15 protein-coding genes and 1 pseudogene are annotated in these 24,401 nt (G+C 67.5%); 9 read left to right on the top strand and 7 right to left on the bottom strand.

Annotated elements, in window-relative coordinates:
• Window positions 1–11: 11 nt before the first annotated feature.
• The 4 genes from ABZ801_RS11635 (at window position 12) to ABZ801_RS11620 (ending at window position 8,102) form a co-directional block, all read left to right on the top strand.
• Window positions 12–1,994 (top strand): class I SAM-dependent DNA methyltransferase, encoded by a 1,983-nt coding sequence (locus ABZ801_RS11635; protein ID WP_360696140.1) that lies wholly within the window; start codon window positions 12–14, stop codon window positions 1,992–1,994.
• Window positions 1,991–3,256: a restriction endonuclease subunit S gene (locus ABZ801_RS11630; RefSeq protein ID WP_360696137.1), complete on the top strand. Its 1,266-nt coding sequence runs from the start codon at window positions 1,991–1,993 to the stop codon at window positions 3,254–3,256. The genes ABZ801_RS11635 and ABZ801_RS11630 overlap by 4 nt, the downstream gene beginning before the upstream one ends.
• Before the next feature lie 3 nt (window positions 3,257–3,259).
• Complete coding sequence (locus ABZ801_RS11625) at window positions 3,260–6,421, top strand: DEAD/DEAH box helicase family protein (protein ID WP_360696134.1); 3,162 nt, start codon at window positions 3,260–3,262, stop codon at window positions 6,419–6,421.
• Between the two features lie 85 nt (window positions 6,422–6,506).
• A complete protein-coding gene (locus tag ABZ801_RS11620) occupies window positions 6,507–8,102 on the top strand; it encodes a serine/threonine-protein kinase (protein WP_360696131.1) in 1,596 nt (531 codons plus the stop codon).
• A gap of 11 nt (window positions 8,103–8,113) precedes the next feature.
• Here ABZ801_RS11620 and ABZ801_RS11615 read toward each other — a convergent pair whose 3' ends face one another.
• The 4 genes and pseudogenes from ABZ801_RS11615 to ABZ801_RS11600 all read right to left on the bottom strand — a co-directional run bounded on the left by ABZ801_RS11615 (window position 8,114) and on the right by ABZ801_RS11600 (window position 12,041).
• Complete coding sequence (locus ABZ801_RS11615) at window positions 8,114–10,216, bottom strand: AIPR family protein (protein WP_360696128.1); 2,103 nt, start codon at window positions 10,214–10,216, stop codon at window positions 8,114–8,116.
• Between the two features lie 571 nt (window positions 10,217–10,787).
• The gene (locus ABZ801_RS11610; RefSeq protein ID WP_360696125.1) at window positions 10,788–10,979 is read right to left on the bottom strand and encodes a DUF397 domain-containing protein; all 192 of its coding nucleotides are present in this window, start codon (window positions 10,977–10,979) and stop codon (window positions 10,788–10,790) included.
• Window positions 10,976–11,170: a DUF397 domain-containing protein gene (locus ABZ801_RS11605; protein WP_360696121.1), complete on the bottom strand. Its 195-nt coding sequence runs from the start codon at window positions 11,168–11,170 to the stop codon at window positions 10,976–10,978. The genes ABZ801_RS11610 and ABZ801_RS11605 overlap by 4 nt, the downstream gene beginning before the upstream one ends.
• Window positions 11,167–12,041 (bottom strand): annotated as a pseudogene (locus ABZ801_RS11600) (helix-turn-helix transcriptional regulator). The gene ABZ801_RS11605 and the pseudogene ABZ801_RS11600 overlap by 4 nt, the downstream one beginning before the upstream one ends.
• Before the next feature lie 315 nt (window positions 12,042–12,356).
• Here ABZ801_RS11600 and ABZ801_RS11595 point away from each other — a divergent pair.
• The 3 genes from ABZ801_RS11595 (at window position 12,357) to ABZ801_RS11585 (ending at window position 14,716) form a co-directional block, all read left to right on the top strand.
• Window positions 12,357–12,782 (top strand): ATP-binding protein, encoded by a 426-nt coding sequence (locus ABZ801_RS11595; RefSeq protein WP_360696118.1) that lies wholly within the window; start codon window positions 12,357–12,359, stop codon window positions 12,780–12,782.
• Entirely contained in the window at window positions 12,779–13,375 is a 597-nt protein-coding gene (locus ABZ801_RS11590) for a hypothetical protein (protein ID WP_360696115.1), read from the top strand. The genes ABZ801_RS11595 and ABZ801_RS11590 overlap by 4 nt, the downstream gene beginning before the upstream one ends.
• Before the next feature lie 492 nt (window positions 13,376–13,867).
• The gene (locus ABZ801_RS11585; protein WP_360696112.1) at window positions 13,868–14,716 is read left to right on the top strand and encodes a hypothetical protein; all 849 of its coding nucleotides are present in this window, start codon (window positions 13,868–13,870) and stop codon (window positions 14,714–14,716) included.
• Here ABZ801_RS11585 and ABZ801_RS11580 read toward each other — a convergent pair.
• Complete coding sequence (locus ABZ801_RS11580; RefSeq protein ID WP_360696109.1) at window positions 14,701–15,174, bottom strand: DUF488 domain-containing protein; 474 nt, start codon at window positions 15,172–15,174, stop codon at window positions 14,701–14,703. The genes ABZ801_RS11585 and ABZ801_RS11580 overlap by 16 nt on opposite strands.
• Before the next feature lie 326 nt (window positions 15,175–15,500).
• Between ABZ801_RS11580 and ABZ801_RS11575 the strand changes: the two genes are divergently transcribed.
• Together ABZ801_RS11575 and ABZ801_RS11570 are read left to right on the top strand one after the other, a co-directional pair.
• Window positions 15,501–17,957: an AAA family ATPase gene (locus ABZ801_RS11575; RefSeq protein WP_360696106.1), complete on the top strand. Its 2,457-nt coding sequence runs from the start codon at window positions 15,501–15,503 to the stop codon at window positions 17,955–17,957.
• Window positions 17,954–19,258, top strand: a complete 1,305-nt coding sequence (locus tag ABZ801_RS11570; protein ID WP_360696103.1) for a hypothetical protein — start codon at window positions 17,954–17,956, stop codon at window positions 19,256–19,258. Before ABZ801_RS11575 ends, ABZ801_RS11570 begins: the two co-directional genes overlap by 4 nt.
• A 169-nt stretch (window positions 19,259–19,427) precedes the next feature.
• On the opposite strand, the gene ABZ801_RS11565 is transcribed toward ABZ801_RS11570, so the two are convergent.
• Together ABZ801_RS11565 and ABZ801_RS11560 are read right to left on the bottom strand one after the other, a co-directional pair.
• Complete coding sequence (locus ABZ801_RS11565) at window positions 19,428–20,786, bottom strand: hypothetical protein (RefSeq protein WP_360696100.1); 1,359 nt, start codon at window positions 20,784–20,786, stop codon at window positions 19,428–19,430.
• A gap of 824 nt (window positions 20,787–21,610) precedes the next feature.
• Window positions 21,611–24,400, bottom strand: a complete 2,790-nt coding sequence (locus ABZ801_RS11560) for a DUF5682 family protein (RefSeq protein ID WP_360697100.1) — start codon at window positions 24,398–24,400, stop codon at window positions 21,611–21,613.
• Window position 24,401 lies beyond the last annotated feature (1 nt).

The raw sequence follows: 24,401 nt of genomic DNA, 5'->3' as shown, positions 1-24,401 counted from the left end.
GAAGGAACCCGTTGGACACCGCCAAGTTCTCGGAGCTGACGAACCAGGCATGGTCCGTCGCGGACCTGCTGCGCGGCGACTACCGACGGCACGACTACGGCAAGGTCATCCTGCCGTTCACCGTGCTGCGTCGCCTGGAGTGCGTCCTGGAACCGACTCGCCAGAAGGTCCGCGACCGCTACGAGCAGCTCAAGGACCAGGACATCGACCTGGACACCTTCCTGCGCAAGGCCTCGGGCCGCCGGTTCTACAACACCAGCAAGTACACGCTGAAGCAGATCGCCGACGACCCGCCGCAGGCCGCCAAGCACCTCCAGGCATACGTCGGGGCGTTCTCCCCCAACGCCCGCGAGGTACTGGAGAAGTACGAGTTTGCCCAGCAAATCGGGAAGCTGCACGACGCGGGCCTTCTCTACCTGGTCATCGGGCGTTTCGCGGACCTGGACCTGCGGCCGGAGGTGGTGGACAACCACCTGATGGGCTACGTCTTCGAGGACCTGATCAGGAAGTTCGCCGAGGCGTCCAACGAGACCGCCGGTGAGCACTTCACCCCGCGCGAGGTCATCAAGCTGATGGTGAACCTCCTGCTGGAGCCCGACCACGACGCCCTTGCCGTGCCGGGCACCGTCCGAGAGATCCTCGACCCGGCCTGCGGGACGGGCGGGATGCTCAGCATCGCCGAGGAGCACATCCGCGAGCACAACAAGCTCGCCTACGTGAAGACGTACGGGCAGGAGCTCAACCCCGAGTCCTGGGCCATCTGCCGCTCCGACCTGATGATCAAGGATCAGGACCCGGACAACATCGCCTTCGGTAACTCGTTCACCAACGACGGCCACCAGCACAAGACCTTCGACTACCTGCTCGCCAACCCGCCGTTCGGCGTGGAGTGGAAGAAGGCCAAGAGCGAGGTCGAGTGGGAGCACGAGAACATGGGGTTCAACGGCCGCTTCGGCGCCGGGCTCCCCCGCATCAACGACGGCTCGCTCCTGTTCCTGCAGCACATGATCTCGAAGATGCGGCCGACGGACCGGGGCGGCAGCCGCATCGCCATCGTCTTCAACGGCTCCCCGCTGTTCACCGGCGCGGCTGGCTCCGGCGAGTCGGAGATCCGCCGCTGGATTCTGGAGAACGACTGGCTGGAGGCGATCGTCGCCCTGCCGGACCAGCTGTTCTACAACACCGGCATCTCGACGTACTTCTGGATCCTCACCAACCGCAAGGACCCGGACCACCAGGGCAAGGTCATCCTGCTGGACGCCCGCGAGTACTGGGCCAAGATGCGCAAGTCCCTCGGCGACAAGCGCAAGTACATCACCGACGAGCAGATCTCCGAGCTCACCCGGCTCTACGGCGAAGCCCTCCAGGCCGCCGCCGACGCCGACCACCCGCTGCACGGCAAGGTCAAGGTCTTCCGCAACGAGGACTTCGGCTACCGCCGCATCACGGTCGAGCGCCCGCTGAAGCTCCGCTTCGAGATCACTGAGGCCACGCTCGATGCCATCCGCGACTCGGCCAAGCTCGCCAACCACGTCGACACGGAGGCGATGGCCGACGCCCTCAAGCCGCTCGTCGGCAAAACCTGGGGCAAGAAGCTCGACGCCTACGACGCCCTCCGCACGGCCATGGCCGGGGCCGGCGTCCTGTGGCCCAGCAAGCAGCCGTTCCTGAACGCCCTGCGCGACATCGTCGGCGTCCGCGCCCCCGAGGGCGAGGTCCAGCTGAAGAAGGGCGAGCCCGAACCCGACCCCGACCTGCGCGACTACGAGAACGTCCCGCTGGACGAGGACATCCACGAGTACCTGCGCCGCGAGGTCCTTCCCCATGTCCCCGACGCCTGGATCGACGAGACCAAGACCAAGATCGGCTACGAGATCCCCTTCACCCGCCACTTCTACGTCTACCAGCCACCCCGCCCCCTTGCGGATATCGACGCCGAACTCAAGTCCCTCGAAGCCGAAATCCAAACCCTCCTCTCCGAGGTGACCGAATGATCCAGGAACTTGCCTGGCCCACGCAGCGCGCACGTTTCGTTTTCAAACGCCGGGACATTCGCGGCGTCGAAGCACCCCTCGCCTCCGCCACTAAGGACGGCGTTTCGCTACGCAGCGAACTCGATTTTGCCGTCTGGAACCCCAGCACCGATGTTTCGAACTACAAGCTGGTCGAACCTGACGACTTTGTGATCGGCCTCCGTTCTTTTCAACACGGAATATCACATTCGACTGTCACGGGAGTCGTAAGCCCCGCTTACACTGTTCTGCGAGCGACTCCTGGCCATGAACCTCGGTATTATAAATACTACTTTCGCTCAGCCCCCCTCATCTCTCAACTCGCCAACATCACTCAGGGCATCCGCCAAGGACAAACGATCGACGTCGACGCATTCCGGGATCTTGACATTCCGGTCCCTCCTCTGGAGGAGCAGCGGCGCATCGCCGACTTCCTCGACGCCGAGATCTCCCGCATCGACCGCATGCTTGAACTACGCAAGAGAAGCGTAGAACTTCTACAGGAAAGACTCGGCGTCAAGGTCGACCGTTTGATACGAGGATGCGAACATAAGGAGACCAAGCTTGCGGAGTATGCTGCACTTGGCCATGTAGCGGCCACCTGGCGACAAGGGCGGCTCCGCAGTATCGACTGCGAAGTGCAAACAGGGCCTTTTGGAAGCCAACTTCACGCGGAGGATTATGTCGAAAACGCATGGCCTGTCATCAACCCCGCCAACATCACCGCAGCCGGACTGGTTGCGGACGAACGCGTGACCGTCACAGACAACACCCGCAAGCGTCTATCTCGCCATGTTCTTAAGGCTGGAGACGTTATCTTCGGGCGGCGAGGCGAATTGGGACGTGCCGCAGTGGTCACCACCAAGGAGAGCGGATGGGTCTGCGGAACAGGGTGCCTTCGCCTTCGCTTCAGAGACAAGACTGCATTCCATGCTGGATACCTGCAGCGTTACCTCGGAATACCGGCGACACGTCACTACTTTCAACTGCATGCGATCGGTAGCACCATGCCAAACCTCAGCACGCCGATCCTGCTGAATATGCCTCTGCTCATACCTCCCTTGGCAGAGCAAGTCGGCATCTCAGATAAGTGCGATAGAGAAGAGCAAGACCACCACATGCGCGGGAAGCTTCTTCAGCGTCAAATGGATCTGCTGGAGGAGCGGCGGCGGGCGTTGATTACGGCGGCGGTTACGGGACAGTTCGATGTGTCCACGGCGAGTGGGCGCGGGATCGAGGACTAGATCATGGCGGTGCACCAGGAGAAGGTCTTCGTGGACCACATCGTGGCCCACTTGACGGAGAACGACAGGTGGGAGCTCGGATCACCGGACGACTACCGGCCCGAGCTCGGCCTGGACACCGCGCAGCTGTTCACCTTCATCGGGGCGACGCAGCCCGAGGAATGGGACGAGCTGCTGGGCTACTACGGGGGTGACGCGGACGCGGCGCAGCTCGGGTTCGCCAAGCGGCTCGGGCAGGCGATCGAGACCGAGGGGCTGCTGGACGTCCTGCGCAAGGGTGTCAAGGACCGGGGTGTGCGCATCCGGGTCGCCTTCTTCAAGCCGTCCCTCGTGCACTCCGAGGACATCCTGGACGACTACTACGCCAACCGGCTGACCGTCGTGCGGGAGCTGGAGTACGCCACCAAGCAGTCCGGGAAGGGCAAGCGGCTCGACCTTACGCTCTTCCTCAACGGCATTCCCGTGGCGACCGCCGAGGTGAAGAACACCTTCACCGGGCAGGGCGTCGAGGAGGCCAAGCAGCAGTACCGCTTCAACCGCGACCCGCTGGAGCCGATCTTCGCCAAGCGGGTGGTGGCGAACTTCGCCGTGGACCCGCACCTGGTGTTCGTCGCGCCGGAGCTGCGCGGCAAGGCCACCCGTTTCCTGCCGTTCAACCAGGGCTCCAAGGGGCCGGGCAACTCCGGCGGGAAGGGCAACCCCGCGCCGGCGCCCGGCAAGTACGCGACCTCCTACCTGTGGGAGGAGGTCTGGCAGTCGGACAACTGGCTCGACATGCTCGAACGGTTCGTGCACCTACACCGGGAGAAGATCCCCGGCGGCCGGACCACCAAGAGGTTGATTTTCCCGCGGTACCACCAGTGGGACGCCGTCCGGAAGCTGACCGCGCACGCCGCACGGCACGGGGCCGGCCGCAACTACCTGGTGATGCACTCGGCCGGGTCCGGCAAGTCGAACACGATCGCCTGGCTGGCGCACCGGTTGACCTCGCTGCACACGCCCACCGACCCGTCCGAGCTGGCCCCCGGAGCGGTCGAGCGCGGCGTGAAGCCGGGGGAGCCGGTCTTCGACAAGACCATCATCATCACCGACCGGACGAACCTGGACGGTCAGCTCCGCGAGACCGTGGGCAGCTTCGAGCAGACCGCCGGGCTCGTCGTGAAGATCGACGGCAGCGACGGGTCGAAGTCGTCGCAGCTCGCACAGGCGTTGTCCAGCGCCAGCGGGAAGATCCTGACCGTCACGCTCCAGACCTTCCCGGCGCTGGTGGACTACCTCCAGAGCAACCCGGTCGACATCCAGGGCCGCCGGTTCGCCATCATCGTGGACGAGGCGCACTCCTCGCAGTCCGGCGACGCGGCGACCGCCGTCCGCAAGGTCCTGCGCGGCCTCGGCCTGGACGCCGACGACGAGGACGAGGGCGCCACGTCCGCCTCCACCGAGGGCGGCACCGACGCCCGGCTCAAGCAGCTCGCCGCCGAGCGCAGCCAGGCTGCCAACCTGTCCTACTTCGCGTTCACCGCGACGCCGAAGGCCAAGACGCTGGAGCTGTTCGGCGAGCTGCGCGAGGACGGCAAGTACTGGCCGTTCCACACCTACTCGATGCGCCAGGCCATCGACGAGGGCTTCATTCTCGACCCGCTGCGCAACTACGTCACCTACAAGACGTTTTGGAAGCTGATCAGCGAGAGCCCCGACGACGTCGAGGTCGATCCGGCCAAGGCGAATCCGCTGCTCACCCAGTTCGCGTTGCTGCACGACTCGACCGTGGTGCAGCACGCGCAGGTCATCGTGGAGCACTTCCGCACCCAGGCGAGCGGGCGTCTCGGCGGGCGCGCCAAGGCCATGGTCGTCACCGCGTCCCGGCTTGCGGCCGTGAAGATGTCCCGCGCCCTCAAGCAGTACATCGCCGACCACGGCTACGACATCGGCGTCCTGGTGGCGTTCTCCGGTCCCCTTGAGGTGGATGGCGAGGAAACCACCGAAGTCAAGGAGAACGGCATCTCCGAGAAGGAGGTGCCCAAGACGTTCGCCTACACCCGCAAGGACGACAAGGCGTTCCAGGAGGGCGGCAAGGGCAAGCCCGAGTACCGCATCTTGGTCGTCGCCGAGAAGTACCAGACCGGGTTCGACCAGCCGCTGCTGACGACGATGTACGTCAACAAGAAGCTGCACGGCATCGCGGCCGTCCAGACGTTGTCGCGGCTGAACCGGACCGCACCGCGCAAGTCTCAGGCGGACCTCGCCGTCCTCGACTTCGTCAACGAGGCCGAGACCATCCAGGAGGCGTTCCGGCCGTTCTACGAGGACGCCGCGGCGCTGCCGTCCGACCCGAACATGCTCTACCAGGCGCAGAGCAGGGTCATGAACGCAGACATCCTGGTCGATGCCGAGATGCAGGAGTTCATCGAGGCCTACCTGCGAGCCGAGGGCGACCCGTCCACGTGGGAGAAGGTGCAGCCGGAGCTGTACCGGCTGGTCGAGCCTGCCGTGAAGCGTCACGCCGAACGGCTGTTCGGCGACGACGAGGACGACCGACAGCAGGCCGAGGACTTCCGCGCCGACCTGAGCGACTTCTGCCGCAAGTACGCGTTCCTCGCGCAGATCGTCCCCTATCGCGACGCCGAGTTGGAGCGGCTGTACCGGTACGGCCGCTACCTGCTGACCCGGCTGGAACGCCGCCACGACGGCAGCGTCGACATCGGCGAGGTCGACCTGACGCACCTGCGGGTGGAGAAGACCGGCGAGCACGATGTGAGCCTGTCCCCCGATGATGAGAAGACCGAGCTCAAGAGCTTCGGGGACGGCTCGGGCGGCGCCAAGGAGCCGGAGAAGTCACCCCTGTCGGAGATCATCGAACGGTTCAACGAGCGGTTCGGCACCCAGTGGACCGAGCAGGACGTCATCAAGCCGTTCGAGGAAGCGGCGGCGGACGAGCGGGTGAAGCTCGCGGCCGTGGCGACGCCGGATCCGGAGGCGTTCGCGCCCGTCTTCGACGAGGTGTTCAAGGACAAGATGGCGGAGCACTTCGACTCCCAGGCCGAGCTGGGCCGTCGGTACTTCGACCGGAACGATGACGACTTCCGGTCCCGGCTCAACAGCGAGATGCGCCGGGCGGCGTGGAACATGATCCGGCGGAACGCGGGTCTGACGAAGTCCGCCTGACCGGAAACGCCATTCCGATGGACGCAAGATCACCCAGACTGTCACCATTGTCACCAACGCCAGTCAAATCGGCAGAGTCCAGGCAATGACGCGGGGATCGGAGCCGCCCACGGTGATCGGCGAACGGTACGAGCTGGTCGAGAAGCTCACGCCCGGCGGGATGGGGCAGGTCTGGCGCGGTTACGACACCGTGCTGGACCGCCCCGTCGCGGTCAAGCAGATACTCCCGGACAAGATCGAGACGCCTGAGCAGGCGACCGTGTTCGCCGAGCGGTTCCGCCGCGAGGCACGCGTCACGGCCCGCATCAACCATCCGGGCGTCCCGCAGGTATATGACGCGGTGCTCGACGACGAGTCCGCCGGGAATTTGTACCTGGTGATGGAGCTGGTGTCCGGGACGGCGCTCAAGGCGTTCGTCCGGCCCGACCACCGGCTTCCCGTCGCCTGGGCCGTGTCGGTGATCGCGCAGGTGTGCACGGTGCTGTCGTACGCGCACGCGATCCCGGCCGTGCACCGGGACATCAAGCCGGGCAACATCATGGTCGCCGACGACGGCACGGTGAAGCTGCTCGACTTCGGTGTCACTGCGATCCTGCGCAGCGACGTCACGCGGCTGACCGAGGAGGGCACGTACGTCGGCACCCTCCGCTACATGGCTCCCGAGCAGATCAAGGGCGCGCAGATCAGCCCCCGAGCCGACCTCTACGCGACGGGCTGCGTCCTGTACGAGCTGCTGGTCGGCGAACCCTTCAACCTGGGCGCCACACCGCCGCAGCAGATGTACCAGCATCTGTCGAAAGACCCGACGCCGGTGCGGGAGCTTCGGCCGGACGTGCCCGAACCGCTGGAACGCCTCATCCTGCAGCTGCTTGAGAAGAACCCCGAGCAGCGGCCCGCCGACGCGCAGGAGGTCTACGAGCGGCTGCTGCCGTTCCTGCCCGACCGCGGCGAGACCGGCGTCGCTCCCGGGGAGCTGCCGCCGGACGACGTCCCCGACCCGACCCGCCCCTACCGGACGCCGCTGGCCCCGCTGGCACGCACCCGTGCCGCCGAACCAGAACCGGTCACCCAGACGCAGACGCAACCGGTGTCGGCCACCGACCCGACCGGGGTGCGCGACGCGATCGAAGCGGCGTTCGCGGAGGCGGAACGGTTGCTGGACGAGGAGCGGTTCAGCCAGGCCGCGGACGTTCTCGACGCTGCAGTGGAGCAGGCCGCACCCGTCGTCGGCCCGGAGAATCCGCGCGTGCTGGAACTGCGCAAATTCCGGGCCGTCGCATTGAATCTCGGGGAGAACTACCGGCGGGCCGCCCCGGAGTTCGAACGGCTGGCCACCGCGTACGCCCGCACCCGGGGTCCGCTCGACGAGGACGCGCTGGCCTGCCGCCGCCAGGCCGCCTACAGCCGGGCCCAGCTCGGCGAGTCGACGGCGGCGCTGCGGCAGTTCGAGGAGGCGCTGGACGGCTACCGTGCGGCCCTGGGCGACGGCGCGGACGAGGTGCTGGCGATCCGCCGGGACATCATCATGCTGATGCTGGCCGAGCGCCGGATCGACGAGGTCCTGCCGCCGCTCCGCGAGCTGTACCAGGACATGTACGTCCTCAAGGGGCCTGGCGACCCCGACACCGTCGAGATCGGCGACCTCCTCGACCGCCTGGAGGAGACCGCCGAGGACGGCTAGGCCCACCCACGTCAGTCCTCCTCGTTCTTCCTCTCGAGCAGGTGGACTGCCATCTCCCAGAGCGACAGGCCGCTCTCGAGCTTCCAACGACCTGGTCCTTGGACCGCGACTGGTGCGTCCTCGTAGCCGGCCAGCTCCCAGATCCGTTGCACCAGGCCGCTGGCCGAGTACTGGTTCCCGTCGTACGCCCACAGCAGGCACTTGACCCGGTCGTTCACCCAGGTCGCGCGGTTTCGCCGAGGATCTTCGGCGAGCCAGTCCCGGACGGCGGCCTGCTCGGGCTCGCTCTGGGGCAGATAGGTCAACGGCGTGCCTTCGGCGATGACGCCTGCGCTGACCAGGGTGGGGACAGCGTTGGGGCGACGCTGCTTGCGGGGCCGCCGGGCGGGGGGCTGGTAATCCTCCCGGAGTTCCGGAGGCTTCTCCTCGCGGCGGACGTCGTCCAACACCAGCTTGGCGAGTGTCCTGCAGCGGGTCTCATCGTTGAAGGTGCTGCTGAGGAACGAGGTCCGGCCGAACTCGTCGTCCACCCGGAAGATCAGCCATGGCAGGACACGGGAGACCTGATCGGGGATCTCGTCGAGTACAGGCTGCCAGTCGTACCGCGGGTCGTCGATTCCGTCCAGGTCGATGAGCTGGAAGACCAGATGGGTGATCAGCAGTTCGCCGCGCCGCGCCATGTCGGCGGCGCGTCCGTGCAGCCGCTTGCGTTCCGCATCCAACGCCGCGCCCACCGCACGCCGGACCTGTACCGACCGCCAGATCCGATGTGCCCCGGGCATCTCGCCGAACAGGCGGGGGTAAGCGCCGCGGGTTCCACGCTCCCAGAGGAGATCGACGCTATTGCCGGCGCGCACCGCCAGGTCGGGAGTGCGGTGGGCACAGGCAAGCGCGACAGCGGCATGCTCCACCGAGCATCCCGCCTCCGGTGCCGGGTCCGATTCGCCGCGCTTGTAGGTGTAGATCTTGCCCAGTCCCGAGAGCAGGAAGTCCTCCCGGATCTCGGCCTGTACCGGATCCAGGGCGATGAAGTCCCGCTGCGACACGTCGTTCTGCGTATTGGTGGTCTCGGTGATCCGGGTGGCGTAGTTCTCCCGTTCTGATCCCAGTGAGAAGACACGGACGGTGACTTCCGCGTCCTCAACCGCGTCCGGGTTCGACTCGAACGCCTCGTGGATCGCCGCGACCGTCTGCGCACCGTTGACGACGCTGACGCCTGCCAGGGTCAGTTCGACCGGTTCGTCTCCTCGGCGGCGACCGAGATAGCGTTCCTCGATACGGTCACACAGCACCGTGATGCCGTTGTTGAAGTACCAGAAGATCTCCGGCTCTTTGAGCAGGGTCTCCTTGATGCCGGAGTTGATACGGGTGAGTCCGAGTGACTTGCGGACGTTCTGCTCGTAGAGGGCGTCCCCGTGTTCTGCATGCCATCCGGCGATATCCCTGACCGCCACGGTGCCCTGCCACGCCTCGAACGGTGTGTGCTTGTACAGCCAGTTCCGCATGATGGCCTTGACGATCACCGGATCTGGGGCGACGTCCTGGCGCAACCGCTGATAAAAGTCGGCGGCGCCCAGCACGCTGTAGCGCAACAGCGGTCCCCGGCTGTTGGCGTCCTGGCAGGTGCGGTCCAGGACAGCAGTTGCGGCCTCGGAGAGGACCGCCTCACCCATGACGGCGACCACGACATTGATCCGGAGCCGGGCGTCTCCCATGACGGCGTCGAGCCGGGGCCGAAACGGGCTCATCCGCTCGTTGAACGGCTCGAAGTCCCTGCCGTCGATCAGACGCACACCGTCGGCGAATGCGAGCGCCTCCGTCTTGGGCAGCTTGGCCGTTCCCGCATCGCTCCATTTCGCCTGCACCAGCCATACCTCGGCGGAGCCGTCACCTACCGCGAGGGCATCAATACCCTGGTCCCGGTCGCCGTCGATGACTCCTTTCGCGGCCGTCTCGCGGTCACAGCCGGTCACGATCCGCAGGGCCTCCGCCGACAAGGCCCGGGAGAGGAACCGCTGCTCCCGGCCGACCGTGTCGTAGCCGCGCAGATCCTCCTCATAGATCAAGCCGGCGTAGTTACGCAGCAGCGCCGCCCGGACATGCTCGACCTGCACAGGCGTCCTCGCCCCACCCTGCTTCGCGCTCATTCCCACCCCTGGCCGCACCATGGCCACCCGCGTCCCGCGTCCTCACCAGTCTCTACCGTAAGCCCTGAGGCCGGGTTCATCTAACCGGAATTCCTCATCGAGGGTTCTCTCAGCGAGAAAGCCGGACATCCGCAGTGTTCGCGGTGCACGCCTTGTATTCTGCCCATGGGAAGGCCGCCGGCGCCCGCGCCGAAGTCACAATATGTTCCCGGGCGGCGTGGCTGCCGCGAACGTTGCGAAGCCCTGATAGCGAGGCGATCAACCAAGATCCGCAAGTGGCCGCCCAGCCGGGGGCCGTCCGTCGAGGGTTGCGAATCATCCAGACTGCACGGCTACCGGGTGGCCCGGAGCGACGGCGCGGACGGGTGCTGGCGATCCGCAGGGACATCGCCATGCTGATGCTGGTCCGAACGGCGAATGAGGAGATTCTGCCGGTACAGCGCAAGCTGCACCAGCAGGACATGCTCGTCGCGGGCCACCTTCACCAGGCCGTTGGGGGCGGCTGTGACTCGACATCCGCCACCGCTCTACTTCACGATCACGCTTCGGTTGCGCCGCGAACGTCCCTGAGGAGGCGGGCCCACTGTGACGGAGCCAATTGAAGGACGGGGCCGGCGGGGTCCTTGGAGTCGCGGACCGATGGTGCCATCGGTGGCCCTGCCACCTCTACGCAGTCTCCGTTGGGGCGGCTGTAGCTCGATTTACGCCACTGCTTGTACTTTGCGATCATGTTGAGCTCGCGTCGCGGACGTCCGCAAGCAGGCGAGCCCACTGCACGGCATTGAGCTCAAGGATGGGACCGTCGGGCGCCTTGGAGTCGCGGATGCCGATGGTTCCATTGGTGGCGCGGGCCACCTCGATGCAATCACCGTTCGGCTCACTGTGTCGTGACTTGCGCCAGCCTGTGTAGTGGTTGGTCATGGCCCCGATCCTGTCGGGTTGGTCAGCCGTTCGGCTACCCGTTCGAGAAAGGCGACACTGTCGGCCGGAGACAGCGCCGCCTGTCGAAGGCGGCCGTACATCCCGATATACCTCGCCACCTCGCGGCGTTGACTCAGAACGAGATCCGTGGTGACCGTGTCGACCACAGCCATCGGTGGGTCTGCCTGTCGGGGAAGGTGAACAACGCAAAAGACGCCTTCGGGAGGAAGCCGCCGGGGATGGGGATGCCCGAGGGAAGCACCCGCATGGTGATGCGTTTCTCCATCGACACGGTCTCGATCAGATGGCGGAGTTGAGCCGCTTTGACCGCAGGTGGGACGGCCAGCCGCATGCCCTCATCGAGCACGGCCTCGTAGGTCGGCCCGTCCGGGCCGAGAAGGTGCTGCTGGCGGCGTGTCCGTGCCTCGATCATGCGTTCCGGGCGGTAGTCGAGCGGCCCTTGGTGTCCGTCCAGTTCGACCATCGCGTCGATGAACTCAGGGATCTGCAGGAGAGCCGGAAAGGCCGTCTGGTTGTAGCTGCGGATGGTCTTGGCGCCGGACTCCAGGTCGGCGTAGAGGCGCTGGCGGGGGCCCATGGTGTTGCCGATCTTGTCCCACCAGCGCTTGACGGACGCGGCGTGGGCGAGCTCGAAGATCTTCTCGTACTCCCGCCCCGTGACGTCCAGGGCCTTGAGGATGGTCACGACCTCCCCGAGGTCGGGACGGATCTGGGCGTTCTCCAGCTTGGAGATCTTGGTGCGGTTGCAGAAGACGAGGCGGGCGAGATCGTCATGGGTGAGGCCGCGTTCCTCGCGCAGGCGGCGGAGCTCTTTGGCGAGGCGATGGCGTCGAACGTAAGGGCTGGTCATCGGCGACCTCCCGCGGGACTTTCGGACGCATCAGCACGCTGAGCACGTCCGATTACCGACTGTGCGCAAGCGTCAACGTTATGCGTCTGTCGATTCCGGCGATCGCCGAATGGCCGGATTCGGACGCCGAACGTGCGTGCGGCTCTGGAACGTTCTGCTCCGGAACGTTCTGGAGCGGCATGCAGTAATCGGCCGTCCGGCCGGTCAGGGGCGGGCGGTTCACCTCTACTGGGCGTCACGGCGTGTGAACATTGGGCCACCGCGCAGGTGGCGCCCACCCGCTTCCCGACGAGACTCCAGCCCCGCGAGGTGCGCATGCTTTCGACAATCCCCACGAACACGGTTACCGCGCCGCTCTACTGGCGGCGGACGTTCCCCGGCGCCGCCGAGCAGGCCCAGGCCGTCCGCCGGTTCGTGGCCTGCCTGCTGGACGGCTGCCCCTACCTCGACGAGGTGGTCCTCGCCGTGGACGAGATCGTGGTGAACGCGCTCCGGCACACCAAGTCCGGGCAGTGCGGGGGCACGTTCACCATCGAGGTGCTGTCCACAGGGAACGGTGTCACCGTGTCCGTCGCCGACCAGGGCGGCCCGGGGGAGCCCGCTTCCCGGGAGGCCGCCGAGTTGGACGAGTCCGGGCGCGGCCTGTGCACCGTCGCGCACACCGCCACGAGCTGGGGCTGGCACGGCAACGACCAGGGCCGCACGGTGACGGCGGTGTTCACCGGAGGGTGGCCCGCATGACCGCTACACACCACGACCTCCACGAGTGGGTGCAGCGGCGCGTGCACGCCTGCGTCTCCACCGCTCTGCGCGCCGACCCCGACGCCGTCAACACGGCCGTCACTCATCTGATCGGGCGCCTGGACCCGCACAGCCGACACTTCCTGCGCAACGCCCGCCCCTTGGTGCTGGCCTGCGCGACTGCGCTGATCGCCGTCCTGGAGGCCCACCGCCCGCAGACCAACCCGTCCGGCCGCGAGGTCTGCCGGGCCTGCCGTACCTCCGAGTGCGCGACTCTTCGCCGTGTCGCCCAGATGATGGCCGTCCATGGCGCCCGCCCCCTCGCCATCGACCGCGCGGAAGCCTGGCGTAGGGCCGATGCCTGCCTGTCCCGGGACCGCTCCCCGGTCCCCATTGAGATTCGCGAGTTCGATCACGGATACGTGGCCTGGCCCGTCCACGGTCTGGATGCGGACGGCCCTCTCCTCGTCATCGACCGCCACACCGGCGCCCTGACCCGCTGGCCCAGACTCCCCTTGGAGGCACTGGCGCTCCAGTACCGCGCCTACCTCGCCGCCCACACTTCCACCAGAGGCCACCCCTCGAAGAAGTAGTCTCTCCTCTCTGACCGGCCTCGGGCCGAAGGGGCATCCAGGACTCCTCCTCTCAGCAGATCAGGTGAAGGCCGGTGACACGCTCACCTGGAAGCGCGTCCTCGCAAGGCCAACGAGCTGGTCGAGTTCGTCCGCATGACCTGCCACGGACCGAGCTCTGGGGAGACGAGGGCGCAACGAGCGGCTGATGGACCACTTCCTGCTGGGGTGGCTCGCCGCCTATGAGGCGGCGACGGACCCGCGGGCGAGGGACAGTCGGACAGCGCCGAGTCCGGTGCGGCGATGAGTGATGGCGCAAGCAGGACGCGCCCGACTGCCTTGCCTTACGGCTCCACGCAGATACCGGACGGTCCTTAGCGGCCAGATGCGAATGATCTCGTATCTGGTGTCCCGAGCAAGGCTCTTGTCACCGCTGCCGGATGCGGCCACCGGACTAGCCCGCATCTGCCTCAGGACCGACCCTCGAAGGAGAGCCGAGGGAGGAATCCAACGGTGGACACAGTGGATCAGCAATCATTGTTCGGGCCGAACCCCCACGAGCCACTGGCCAAGCCACCGGGCGGGCCGCCTGAGCGGATGCGGGTGCTGATCACCGTCAAGGCAGCCCCGAACCCCTCCGAGACCTATGGGGAGACCGTCTGTGTCGCGGGCATCCGCATCGACCGGGAGCCGCACCAGTGGATCAGGCTCTACCCGATCAACTTCCGGGAGCTGGAGAGCAACCGCAAGTTCAGGAAGTACGACATCGTCTCTCTCCAGGCTCGTCCCGCTGCGGCCGATCCTCGAGCGGAAAGCTACCGACCGCTGATCGACACCGTGCGGACCGAAGCAAGGCTCAGCACTTGGCAGAAGCGCAAGCCGTTCGTCATCGACCATGTGCAGCTGTCGATGTGCGAGGTACTGGCCGCCGTCCGGGACGACCCGGCGGCACGTTCACTGGCCGCGATCCGGCCGCGTGTGGTGAAAGACCTTCTGATCAGGCCGCACCCCGGCTGGGACGCTGCCGAACAGGCGAAGATCGACAACTACGTACGGCAGGGAGATCTACTCAGCACCGGCCCTCGCACCGCCCTGGAAGCCCCACGGTTCAAGGGCTGGTACGAATACCTCTGCCAGTCGCCGGTCTGCAAGGGGCACCGGCAGGGCATCTACGACTGGGAGTGGGTCGCGCTTCAGCGGAACCTGCGTGGCCGCAGCGACGCCGACACCAGAGCCGAACTGCGACGCAAGTTCTTCGACGAGATGTGCGGCCCCGAGTACGACACCATCTTCTACGTGGGCAACCAGGCCAAACACCAGCAGGGATTCATGGTCCTGGGGGTCTTCTACCCCAAACGGTGATGCATCTCCCCACAGGTCATGGCTTGGACAGCGGCTGCCACCACGTCACGGTGACACCGTTCTTGGTCGGCTTCGAAGCAAAGCAACGCCACACGACGTCGCGAGGCCCACTCTCCGATCATGGCGAGCCATTCTTGCGCCGCGGGCCTGGCCAGCTCCGCAGAGAACTTGCGGCGAGCCGCCTCCAGCTCTTCTCGGGGACCGCTGAATCCCGCGCGGTTGTCCTTGGGGTTGCCCAGCGGCCGAGCATGCTCGTAATCGATCCCCACCGACGCCAGGGCCTCGGAGAGGGCCCGCTTGCTGAATCCACGCTTCCGCGAGATGGGAGTCAGCCGCACGTCCACGAGCAGGGACACGCCGTCGGCAGAGAGCAGTGCCAGGAACGAGCCCAGATCGTGTCCCTGGTAGCCGAAACCGGTCAAGCCGGTCCTCTGGGCGAGCTGATCGGTTACAAGCACGCGGCACAGCCTCTCACGTCGGCGGCCGGATGCCCAGGAGCGTGCCCCGACCTGTGCCGCAAGGTGATGGCTCTGTCAATACCGTAAGACGGCCGACCGGGCAGGTGGCGTCACGACCTGCGGATACACGTCCTTGTCGGCTTTGGATGCTTGATTCGTGATCAGCGTATGCGCGTTGATTCAGGCGAGGTCTGGGGTGTGTAAGCGGCCATCGAACGGTGGGTTCCGTGGCCTGCCTTCACGCCGTGGCCTTATCCGGCCAGCATTACGGCCTCCGTACGGGGAGAATCTGGTCGACGACCGTCTGCGACTGGTGGAGGAATCGCATGACCATGGCTGTGTCCGTCAATGAGACCTCCGATGGGCGCCGGCTCGTCCACTATGACGGCCAGGCCTTCGAGCTCACGCCCTCACCCGGCGAGGTGGTCTGCTCCGGTACCGTGATCCACCATCGCAGGGACTGCGGGCGACTCGCCGAGGACGGTGAGGCGCCGAGGACCCATCCCGATCCCGAACGGGACCTGTGGCAGCGACTTATCGAGTCCGCGTCGAGCGACGACGGCGAAGGTCGGCAGGAGTTCGCGGCCAACGCCGGACTGCGCAACGGCCGAGGCGGCCTGATCCGCGACGTCTGCCACATCTGCGTACTGACCCCTCTCACGACCGTGAGCGGGGTCCGGGTGCCGGGCAAATCGCTCACGACAGCCCTCGCCGAGTTCGACCGCGAAGCGTGTGCTGAGAGAGTCGCCGAGGCGGAGGCCCAGATCGCGCAGGTCGTCCGTGAATTCCCGCTGGAGTCGTGGCCGTCCATGCCGCTCGAACGGTACGCACTGGGTACGGACGCCTCCAAGGACTCCTTCAGCTACCGGATGGAGTTCGGCACCCCGGCCCTGTCCAGCATCCGAGGCGGACACGCCGGCAAGCACATCATCTACTGGCGCAGGAACGACCAGTCCTGGTATTTCGGTGACAAATACAGCGACGAGCAGGACGCCTGGCGCCACGTGCGGGCCGGGTTCGTGGAGGCATTCGGCTACGCCGCCGAAGGGCGTCTCACCGACATCGACGCCATCGCCGCGCTGCGTTCCGGTCCCATGCTCACCGCCAAAGCGATCTCGGTGTACTTCCCCGACGCGATCCTCCCAATCAACAGCCGGGACCACGTGCGGGCGTTCATCCTCCACCTTTCGGGAGACACCACCGCAACCTCGCTTGATGCGTTCGCCGCACACGAACGGTTGAAGCAACTCATCGAGGCCGACCAGCGTTTCTCCGGATGGCACCCGTACGAGATCGGCATGTTCCTGTACGGATGGGTGGATCCGCGTCCGATCAGCACGACGATCCTCAAGGTCGCGCCTGGAGAGAAGGCTCGATACTGGGACGACTGTCTGGCCGGTGGATACATCTGCGTCGGCTGGGACGAGGTCGGCGACCTGACCAACTTCGTCTCCGAAGAGGATTACCGCGCGGCGTTCGAGGATGCCTGCGGCTATGAGTACAAGGGCAACAAGAGCAAGACGTCCGCCAAAGCCAACGAGCTGTGGCGGCTCTTCCAGCTTCGGCCCGGCGACCTCGTGGTGGCCAACAGCGGCGTCAAGGAGATCCTCGCCGTCGGAAGGGTCACCGAGGAGGGCTACAAGTGGCGTCCTGAGCGCCCGGAATACCGGCACACCGTCTCCGTCGACTGGGACACCAGCTACGCTCAGACGCTCACCGGTCCCAAGACGAACTGGGGCACCGTCACCGTCGCCAAGGTCTCGCCGGACCTGTGGCGAGCCATTGAGGCGGGGCGATCGGAAGACGTCGAGGGTACCAAGCCGCAAGTCATCCCCGTCGACCCGTTGTTCGAGCAGATCGCCGACCTCCTCGAGCGCAAAGGTCAGGTCATCCGGTACGGACCGCCCGGGACCGGCAAGACCTACACCAGTTTGCGTTTCGCTCTGTGGTGGCTTGCCACGCGTCTGCCCGAGCTGGAGCTCGACCCGGGTGCCGTCTACGGGACGGCCGCGTTCAAACGTGCGCTGGCCCGCCTGTCCGAAGCGGGTCACCTCACCCAGGTGACCTTCCATCCCGCATACGGGTACGAGGACTTCATCGAGGGTTTCCGGCCGGCCGAGGGGCCCGACGGCAGCCTGAAGCTGGTGCTCCGGGACGGGGTCTTCACCAAGATCTGCCAAGCGGCCGCGGCCAACCCCGAGCGGCCCTACCTCCTGCTGATCGACGAGATCAACCGGGGCGACATCCCGAAGATCCTCGGCGAACTGATCACTTTGCTGGAACCCGACAAGCGTGGCATGCACCTCACTCTTCCCACCGGTCGCCGCTTCGCCGTCCCCTCGAATGTGAACATCCTCGGGACGATGAACACCGCGGATCGCAGTATCCGGCTTCTGGACTCCGCGCTACGCCGCAGGTTCGCGTTCCATGAGCTGCTGCCCGACGCCGACGTCCTCGAAGGGTGCAAGGTGGGCGAATTGGACCTCGGTCTGCTGCTCCGGGAGCTCAACCGGCGCGTCGTCCATGAGCTCGGCCGGGAACGGCAGATCGGGCACTCCTTCTTCATGCCCAGTGGCAAGCCGGTCGACAGCGTGGCCGACCTCGCCGCCGTGATCCGCAACGAGGTGCTGCCGCTGCTCCAGGAGTACGCCTACGACGACTACACCAAGCTCACCCGGTTCCTTGGCTCGACCATCGTCGACGTGCACGAACACAGCGTCGCGGGACTCGACGACGAGGCACTTGTGAAGGCACTGGGCGCCGAACTGGAAGCGTCCGCGTGAACGTTCCTGCGAGGACCGTCACCGTCTCCGAATACGCCAAGGAACGGGTGACCGGCCTGACCCCCAGCCTCGCCGACCTCGAAGCCGCCGACTCCGAGGAGCTCGCGAAGCGGATCGCACTGCGCTGGCTGCACGACGGCACGCTGGCCATCGAGGCGGGTTCCCACATCGGCGTCATCAACCTCGACTGCGTGTCCATCCACGTCACTCCCAAGCTCGCAGGTTCGGAACTCGGCGTTCTGCAGATGCTCGACTATGCCGCCGGGATCGACTCGCTCCACGACATCGCGCGTCTCCAGCAACTCGGCACCGGTCTGAACCTGCGCGACCTGGTGTGCCTCCTGCTGACCCATGAGTGCGACAAGCTGCTGCGGCACGGTCTGCGCCGCGACTATCTGCGCCGTGAGGAGTCCCTGCCCGTGGTTCGGGGGCGGCTGCTGGTGGACCGGCAGATCCTTCGCCGCTTCGGTCGCCTGGATCGGCTGGAATGCCGCTACGACGAGCGCAGTGGCGACATAGACGACAACCGTCTGTGCGCCGCCGCCCTCGAACTCGCCGCTCGCACCGTCCAGGCGTCGCACGTTCGCGACGAGGCACGTCGTCTCGCCGCCGACTTCACCGTCCAGTGCAGCACCACGGGCTTCGACGCTCGCGCGGCCGCCGAACGCCTGGTCTATCACCGCGCCAATGAGCACTACCGCAACGCGCACCGCTGGGCGCGCATGCTGTTGGGTAGAACCGCACTCAACGACCTCTACACCGGCTCGGGAACCACCGTATCCGCCTTCATGATCGACATGAACACGCTCTTCGAGGACTTCGTCACGCGCCTGCTTCGACAGGCTTTCGCGGGCACCGACATCACAGTGCGGTCCCAAGAATCCCTGCCCGGAGCGATCCGCGCCGGAGACGGCCGCCGCTACTCCCCCATCACTCCAGATATTCAGCTCGTCCGGGGCCATGGGCCCACCGCCTGGCGATGCTCCGTCGACGCCAAGTACAAGCTCTATTCAGAGAAGCGGATCCAGACCTCGGACCTGTTTCAGAGCTTCGTCTACGCGCAAGCGCTCAGCGGCACGACCGACACCGGCCCGCCATCGGCGTACATCCTGTACGGCAGCGATCACGACCTGCCACACGAAACCATCACGCTCCATCGCCGAGACAAGCCGGCCGCGCATGTGACCGCCATAGCGGTCAACGTTCCCGCTTCACTGAGGTTCATCGCCGACAAAGCCTCTCCACCGCTGCTCGCCGACCTACGCAGTCTGCTCCCGAAAGACCGACCGGTATCCCGCTGAACCAGGAGCGGGCAGACGGCATCCCGAAGCTCGGTGACGGGCGAGGTCGCGGCTTGAGCAACGTCGTCCGCCGCTCCCTGGCGCGCTGATACGCCCCGGTACCAGTCGAGCAGTGCACGGTCGGCCGCCGCGAACCGTGGCGGTTCACGTGGTCGGCTTCGTTCGGGGGTCAGGGGCGGTGTTCGGTGTTCTTGTGGAGGATGGAGGTCTTTGACGTGCCTGGGAAGACCTGGATGAGGTGTTTTTCGACGGGGCCGTCCACGAGGTCGGCCTTGTCCCGGTCACGTACATGGATGCGTAGGCGGTAGGGGCCGGGGCCTGCGGCGGTCAGGGGCGGCAGCTTGGGGGGCGCGTCCATTGGCATGTAGAGCCTGGTGGTGCCGTGCGGGCTGTCGATGCCTACTTCCTGGACGCGGTCCCAGCCTTTGAGGTCCAGCGGCGGGGCCTTGCGGTAGGCGCGCACGGTGATGCAGATGTCGTCGTTCTCCACGCCGGTCATGACCGCGGCCGTCGAGCCGCTGGAGGCGATCAGGCCGTCGTCGATCGCCTGGCTGAACGGGTCGCTGGAGCTGGATCCGTCGCTGATGTAGTAGCCGCCGCCCTCGCCCGTGGTGAGCAGGGCCGTCTTCTGCCGCACGGCCCTCGGGTCGCGCCGGATGGAGCGGCGGCAGGACGCCTCGTCCCTGGCGTGTTCCTTCCGGTATTCACGCTCCAGGCGTCGGCGAGTCTCGGCGGCCGCCCGCGCCTGGCGCAGCGCCACGTCCGGGCACAGGTAGGCGAGCAGATCGTCGACTACTGAGCGTGACCGGCGGAACCCGCCCAGGCGCCTCCATTCGTCCAATGCGGCACCGGTGAGGGGGCCTTCCGGTTTCATGTGCGCGCACACGCGTCGACCTCGCCAGAGAAGCTCTCCGTCGTCGACGTCCTCGTACTGAGGTTTTTCCGCAAAGTCGTAGCGGAGATGGTGGCCGCGCATCATGCACAGATAGGCGCGCTCGCGCTCCTTGACCGGCAGCCGCGCGATCGCCTCAACTCTCGCGACTCCCTCCGTCTGCGGGAGACGGAGGCCGGTCCGGCAGTCTTCCGGGCCGATCGCGGCGATCTCGTGCCGTCTGTGGTCGCCGCCGACCGTGAGCAGCAACACGACGGCCAGCGCGGCCCCCGTTGCCACACGGCCTCGGCGTCCCAGGCCGCGGCGTCGGCGCACCGTGAGGTAGATCAGGCCGGCCGGGACGAGGAGATAGAGGTCCCATCCGAGCGTCTGTGGCACGAACGGCTCCCACATTGCGGCGCAGCCTTCGCCCCATGTCGCCAGGTCGTAGGCGGCCAACAGCGGCTTGGCCAGCCCGGCAAGCAGAAGGATCGTCACCGCCGTCCATCCGGGCACCCGTGACCGTGTGCGCGCCCACACCGCGAAGGCGGGGCCGACGACCAGGAACGGCATTCCTGCCAGCCATTGCAGCGGCCACAGTTCCAGTTGCAGCCACCACCCGCGGCACTCGACGGCGCCCGCGAAGCCGAAGCTCACCCCCACCGTGGCGCCCCCGCTGCTCAGGACGCTGAGCAGCAGTCCGAGCAGCAGGGGAACGGTGCTCGCCGCGAGCGCGGCCCACCACAGTGTCCGGTGCCGGTCCTGACGGGGGGACATTCAGGGCCTTTCCGTTTCGGTTTCTGCGCGGCCCCGACCTTAGCGGCGGACGCCCCGGGCCGCGCCCGCCAACGGCCAGGCGGCGGCAGTCGCCTCCAGTCAACGGCCGCACCGCCGGGACTTGTCGGCGGGCATGTACAGGTTTCCGCGTATGCGTTTCGACGCGGCGGGCACCGCGCGGTCCTCGATCTCCATGTCCGCGGTGTCGCCTACGAGCACCACCCGGAGCTGGCCCCGACCACCGAGCTACGCCAGCTTCAGTACGCCGGGGACGCCCGCCAAGGGGTCGTTCGCCCGTACGCCCCGCCCTCGGCCACGGCTTCGAGGGTTCGGCGGGTTCGACGGCACCGCCCGTCCCCGACGCTGGAGCGGTTCCAGGCGTACGTGGCCCAAAAGACCAGCATCAGCACCGGCCCCCGTCGGCACCGTGGAGAGTCGCCGCTGCATTCCGTCGGGCGTTCGCCGTCGGCCGGCTGCTCGCCCCGCCGAACCGAGCACGTTCGTGGTCGGCCGCCTCGAGAATCCGCGGACGCGTCAACCCGCCACGGTCGGTTTCGAGCCCGACTCTCGCTGGGGCCGGGGATGCTCGTCGGTCCCGGAGGCGGCGGCGACCACCTCCTCAGCGCCACTTCCGAGACCGGGGTGAGGGGCAGGACGCCCGGGCGGCGGCCGAGGGGCTGCCGCCCGGACGCGTGGGGCGTCGCTCAGGCCAGGAGGGTGGCGACTGCGTTGGTGGTGGCCGGGTGGTCGCTCAGGAGGGTGGTCAGTGCCGGGGCGGCCCTGGACGTCGTGGTCGTCTCGGTCGGCCAGTCGGGTGGGAGGCCGAGGAGGGTGGCCACCGCGTCGCAGGTGGCGGGGTGGGCGGCCAGGAGTTCTCCTGCGGGGCCCGCGTCCGGGACGGCAGCGGGCGCCGCCGGCGCCACCGGCGGGGCTGACCACGGTGGGGTCCAGGTGTCCAGCGCCTGGAGGGTGGCGGGGAAGGTGCGGCCTGCCTCTCTGATCAGGACGGGGACCATCTCCGCGGCGTGGTCCTTCAGGGTGGTGATGAGTTTCGGGAGCCACGGGAGCAGGACCGGGTCGGGGAGGCGGGCGAACGCCTTCGACAGGATCTCCACCACCAGCGACGCGAGCGCCGGGACGGGCTCCAGGGCCTGGACGAAGCCGCTCAGGTAGAGCGGGAACGACGGGACGACCAGCGGGTTGTCCAGCAGTTCGTCGCAGCGGCGCCGCAGTTCGTCCAGCGGGAGCAGGCCCAGTTGCGTCTGCGCCGCCCACAGCAGGGCGACCTTGTCGGGGGCCTCCGGATGCGACTGCTGGACGGCCAGTTCCAGCTGGGTGTGGTCGCAGCCGAGGGACAGCGCCAGGCTCTCCATCCCGAGCAGGAACCCGAGCATCGCCGCGACCTGCCGCGCCCCGGTGGCGTCGTCGGTGAACGCGGTCGGCAGCAGCGTGCAGTAGTGCGCGTACCCGGCGGTGACGAACGACTGGCACCACTCCGGCAGTTCCGGTTCGGTCGCCTGGTAGTGGGAGAGCAGCCGCCGCGCGCGGCGCAGCACCTCGGGGGCGTCGTCCACCGTGCGCTCGGCGGCCAGCAGTTCGACCGCGCGGGCGCCCAGCTCGTCGGTGAGGCGTCTGCCGCCCAGATAGAGGATGGAGTCCTCCACGGCGGCGAGGGCCTGGGCGGCGGTGGCCTGCGGCGCGTACACCGCCTTGCGGAGCCGCTGCTCAAGCACCTGTTCGACGGTGACGCCCTCGTAGCCCAGCTCGACGATCGAACGCATGTTGCGGCCGATCGCCAGGTCCCAGCTCTCCTGGATGGAGCGTTCGCCCAGGCGGCGCGAGCCGATGATGGGCCGGACGGCGTCGTCGGGCACCAGCCGGCGCAGGACCCACAGCAGGTCCGAGCACGGCCGCAGGTGCGGGTCGGCGTCCAGGTCGAGCAGCGCCCGCTGGATCGTGCGCTTCTCCAGGTCGAGGCCGAGCGGTTCGAGCCGGTCGAGCACGTCGCGGGCCAGCGGGGGCAGGGCGTCGTAGCCGACGGCGCCCACCCGGTCGCCGCCGAGCAGGATCTCGCACAGGCGCGCGATGTCGCGGCGGCCCGGCACCGCGTCCTTCTCGATGCAGGTGACCGCGGCGTCCTGGAAGTCGTACGGCGTCGGCCGCCGCCGCCCGCGGATCCCGGCCAGCAGGATCGACGTCTCGTACACCGCGATGGCGTCGGCGGTGCTGGACGGGTAGCCGTTCTTGCGGGCCAGCCGGACGATGTCGACGCTCCAGCCGAGCAGTTCCTGCTCGTCGACGCCGTGCGGGGCGGGCGCGGTCGTCAGGAAGCCCGACAGCCGGTCGGCCACCGGCGGGGGCGGGGCGGCGGGCGGCTTGGCGGGCTTGGCCGGCGTCTTCTTCCGCGCACCGCCCAGCCGGAACGGTTTGAGGCCGCTGCGCCGCAGCGCCTTCGTCCAGGTCGCGGCGGCGATCGACACCGATCCGGGCGCGAGCCCGAACTGCGCCTCGATCGCCGAGTGGCTGGACGGGATGAGCCCGTACTGCCATTTCGTGGCCGTGCGCGGGCTGATCTCGAACGAGCCCGTCGCGCCGTGCAGGCCGAACTCGGCGACGCGGCTGGCCGCGTGGAAGGCGCCGCACACGTACAGGCACTCGGCGGGGTCGGCGTCCGAGGACGCCAGGTGCTCGCGTATCCGCGTCCACATGTAGCGCTCGCGGTCCTCGTCCACCGAGGTACGGGCGGAGCCCTCCGGCCGCAGCCGCCGGAACAGGCTGCCGATCAGCACCATGACCTGCCGGTAGGTGTCGTAGTCGGCGTCGACCAGCGGCTGCTCGACGTACTGGTCCCACCACTCCGACCAGTGCCGCACCTTGCCGTGGTGGAGCAGGTGCTCCTCCAGTTCGGCGAACCGCGGCCGCAGGTCGCCGATCTCGACGCCGACCGCGTCGCCGTGCAGCGCCGTCTCGTCGTCCTCGCCCTTGCCGGCGGGGTCCTCGCGCGGCTCCCACTGGAACACGTGGTCGGTCGACCGGTCCACCAACACCAGTTCGACGCCGGGGGTGGTGAGCGCGTAGGAGATCGCCTGGTACTCGGCGGACGCCTCGGTGATCGGCGCGACGACGCTGAGCGGCGCCCATTCCGCCGGGAACCCGTCGATGTCGGTGGCGAACGACTGCAGCGCGACCGGCAGCGTGCAGTTGTGCAGCTCGTCCAGCAGCGGCCGCAGATCCTCGCACAGCTCCAGGTAGACGACCTTCGGCCGCTTCTCGCGCAACCGGCGGGCCATCGCCGTCGCCGAGGACGGCGAGTGGTGGCACACCGGGAAGATCTCCAGCGGCTCGCGCAGCGCCCGGTCGACGTCCTCGACCAGTCCGGCGAGGATCTGCGCCACCGGGCCGGAGCCGAACCGCTCGGCCGCCCCGAGCAGTTGCTCGCGCAGCCCGCCGAACGGCCCCGCGGCCACGTCCAGACCGGCCGGCGCGCCGGTCACG

It is taken from the genome of Actinomadura sp. NPDC047616 (assembly GCF_040642915.1).
GTDB lineage: Bacteria > Actinomycetota > Actinomycetes > Streptosporangiales > Streptosporangiaceae > Spirillospora > Spirillospora miaoliensis.
The sequence above is the reverse complement of the archived record's forward strand: the minus strand, read 5'-3'. Positions and strand labels throughout refer to the sequence as shown.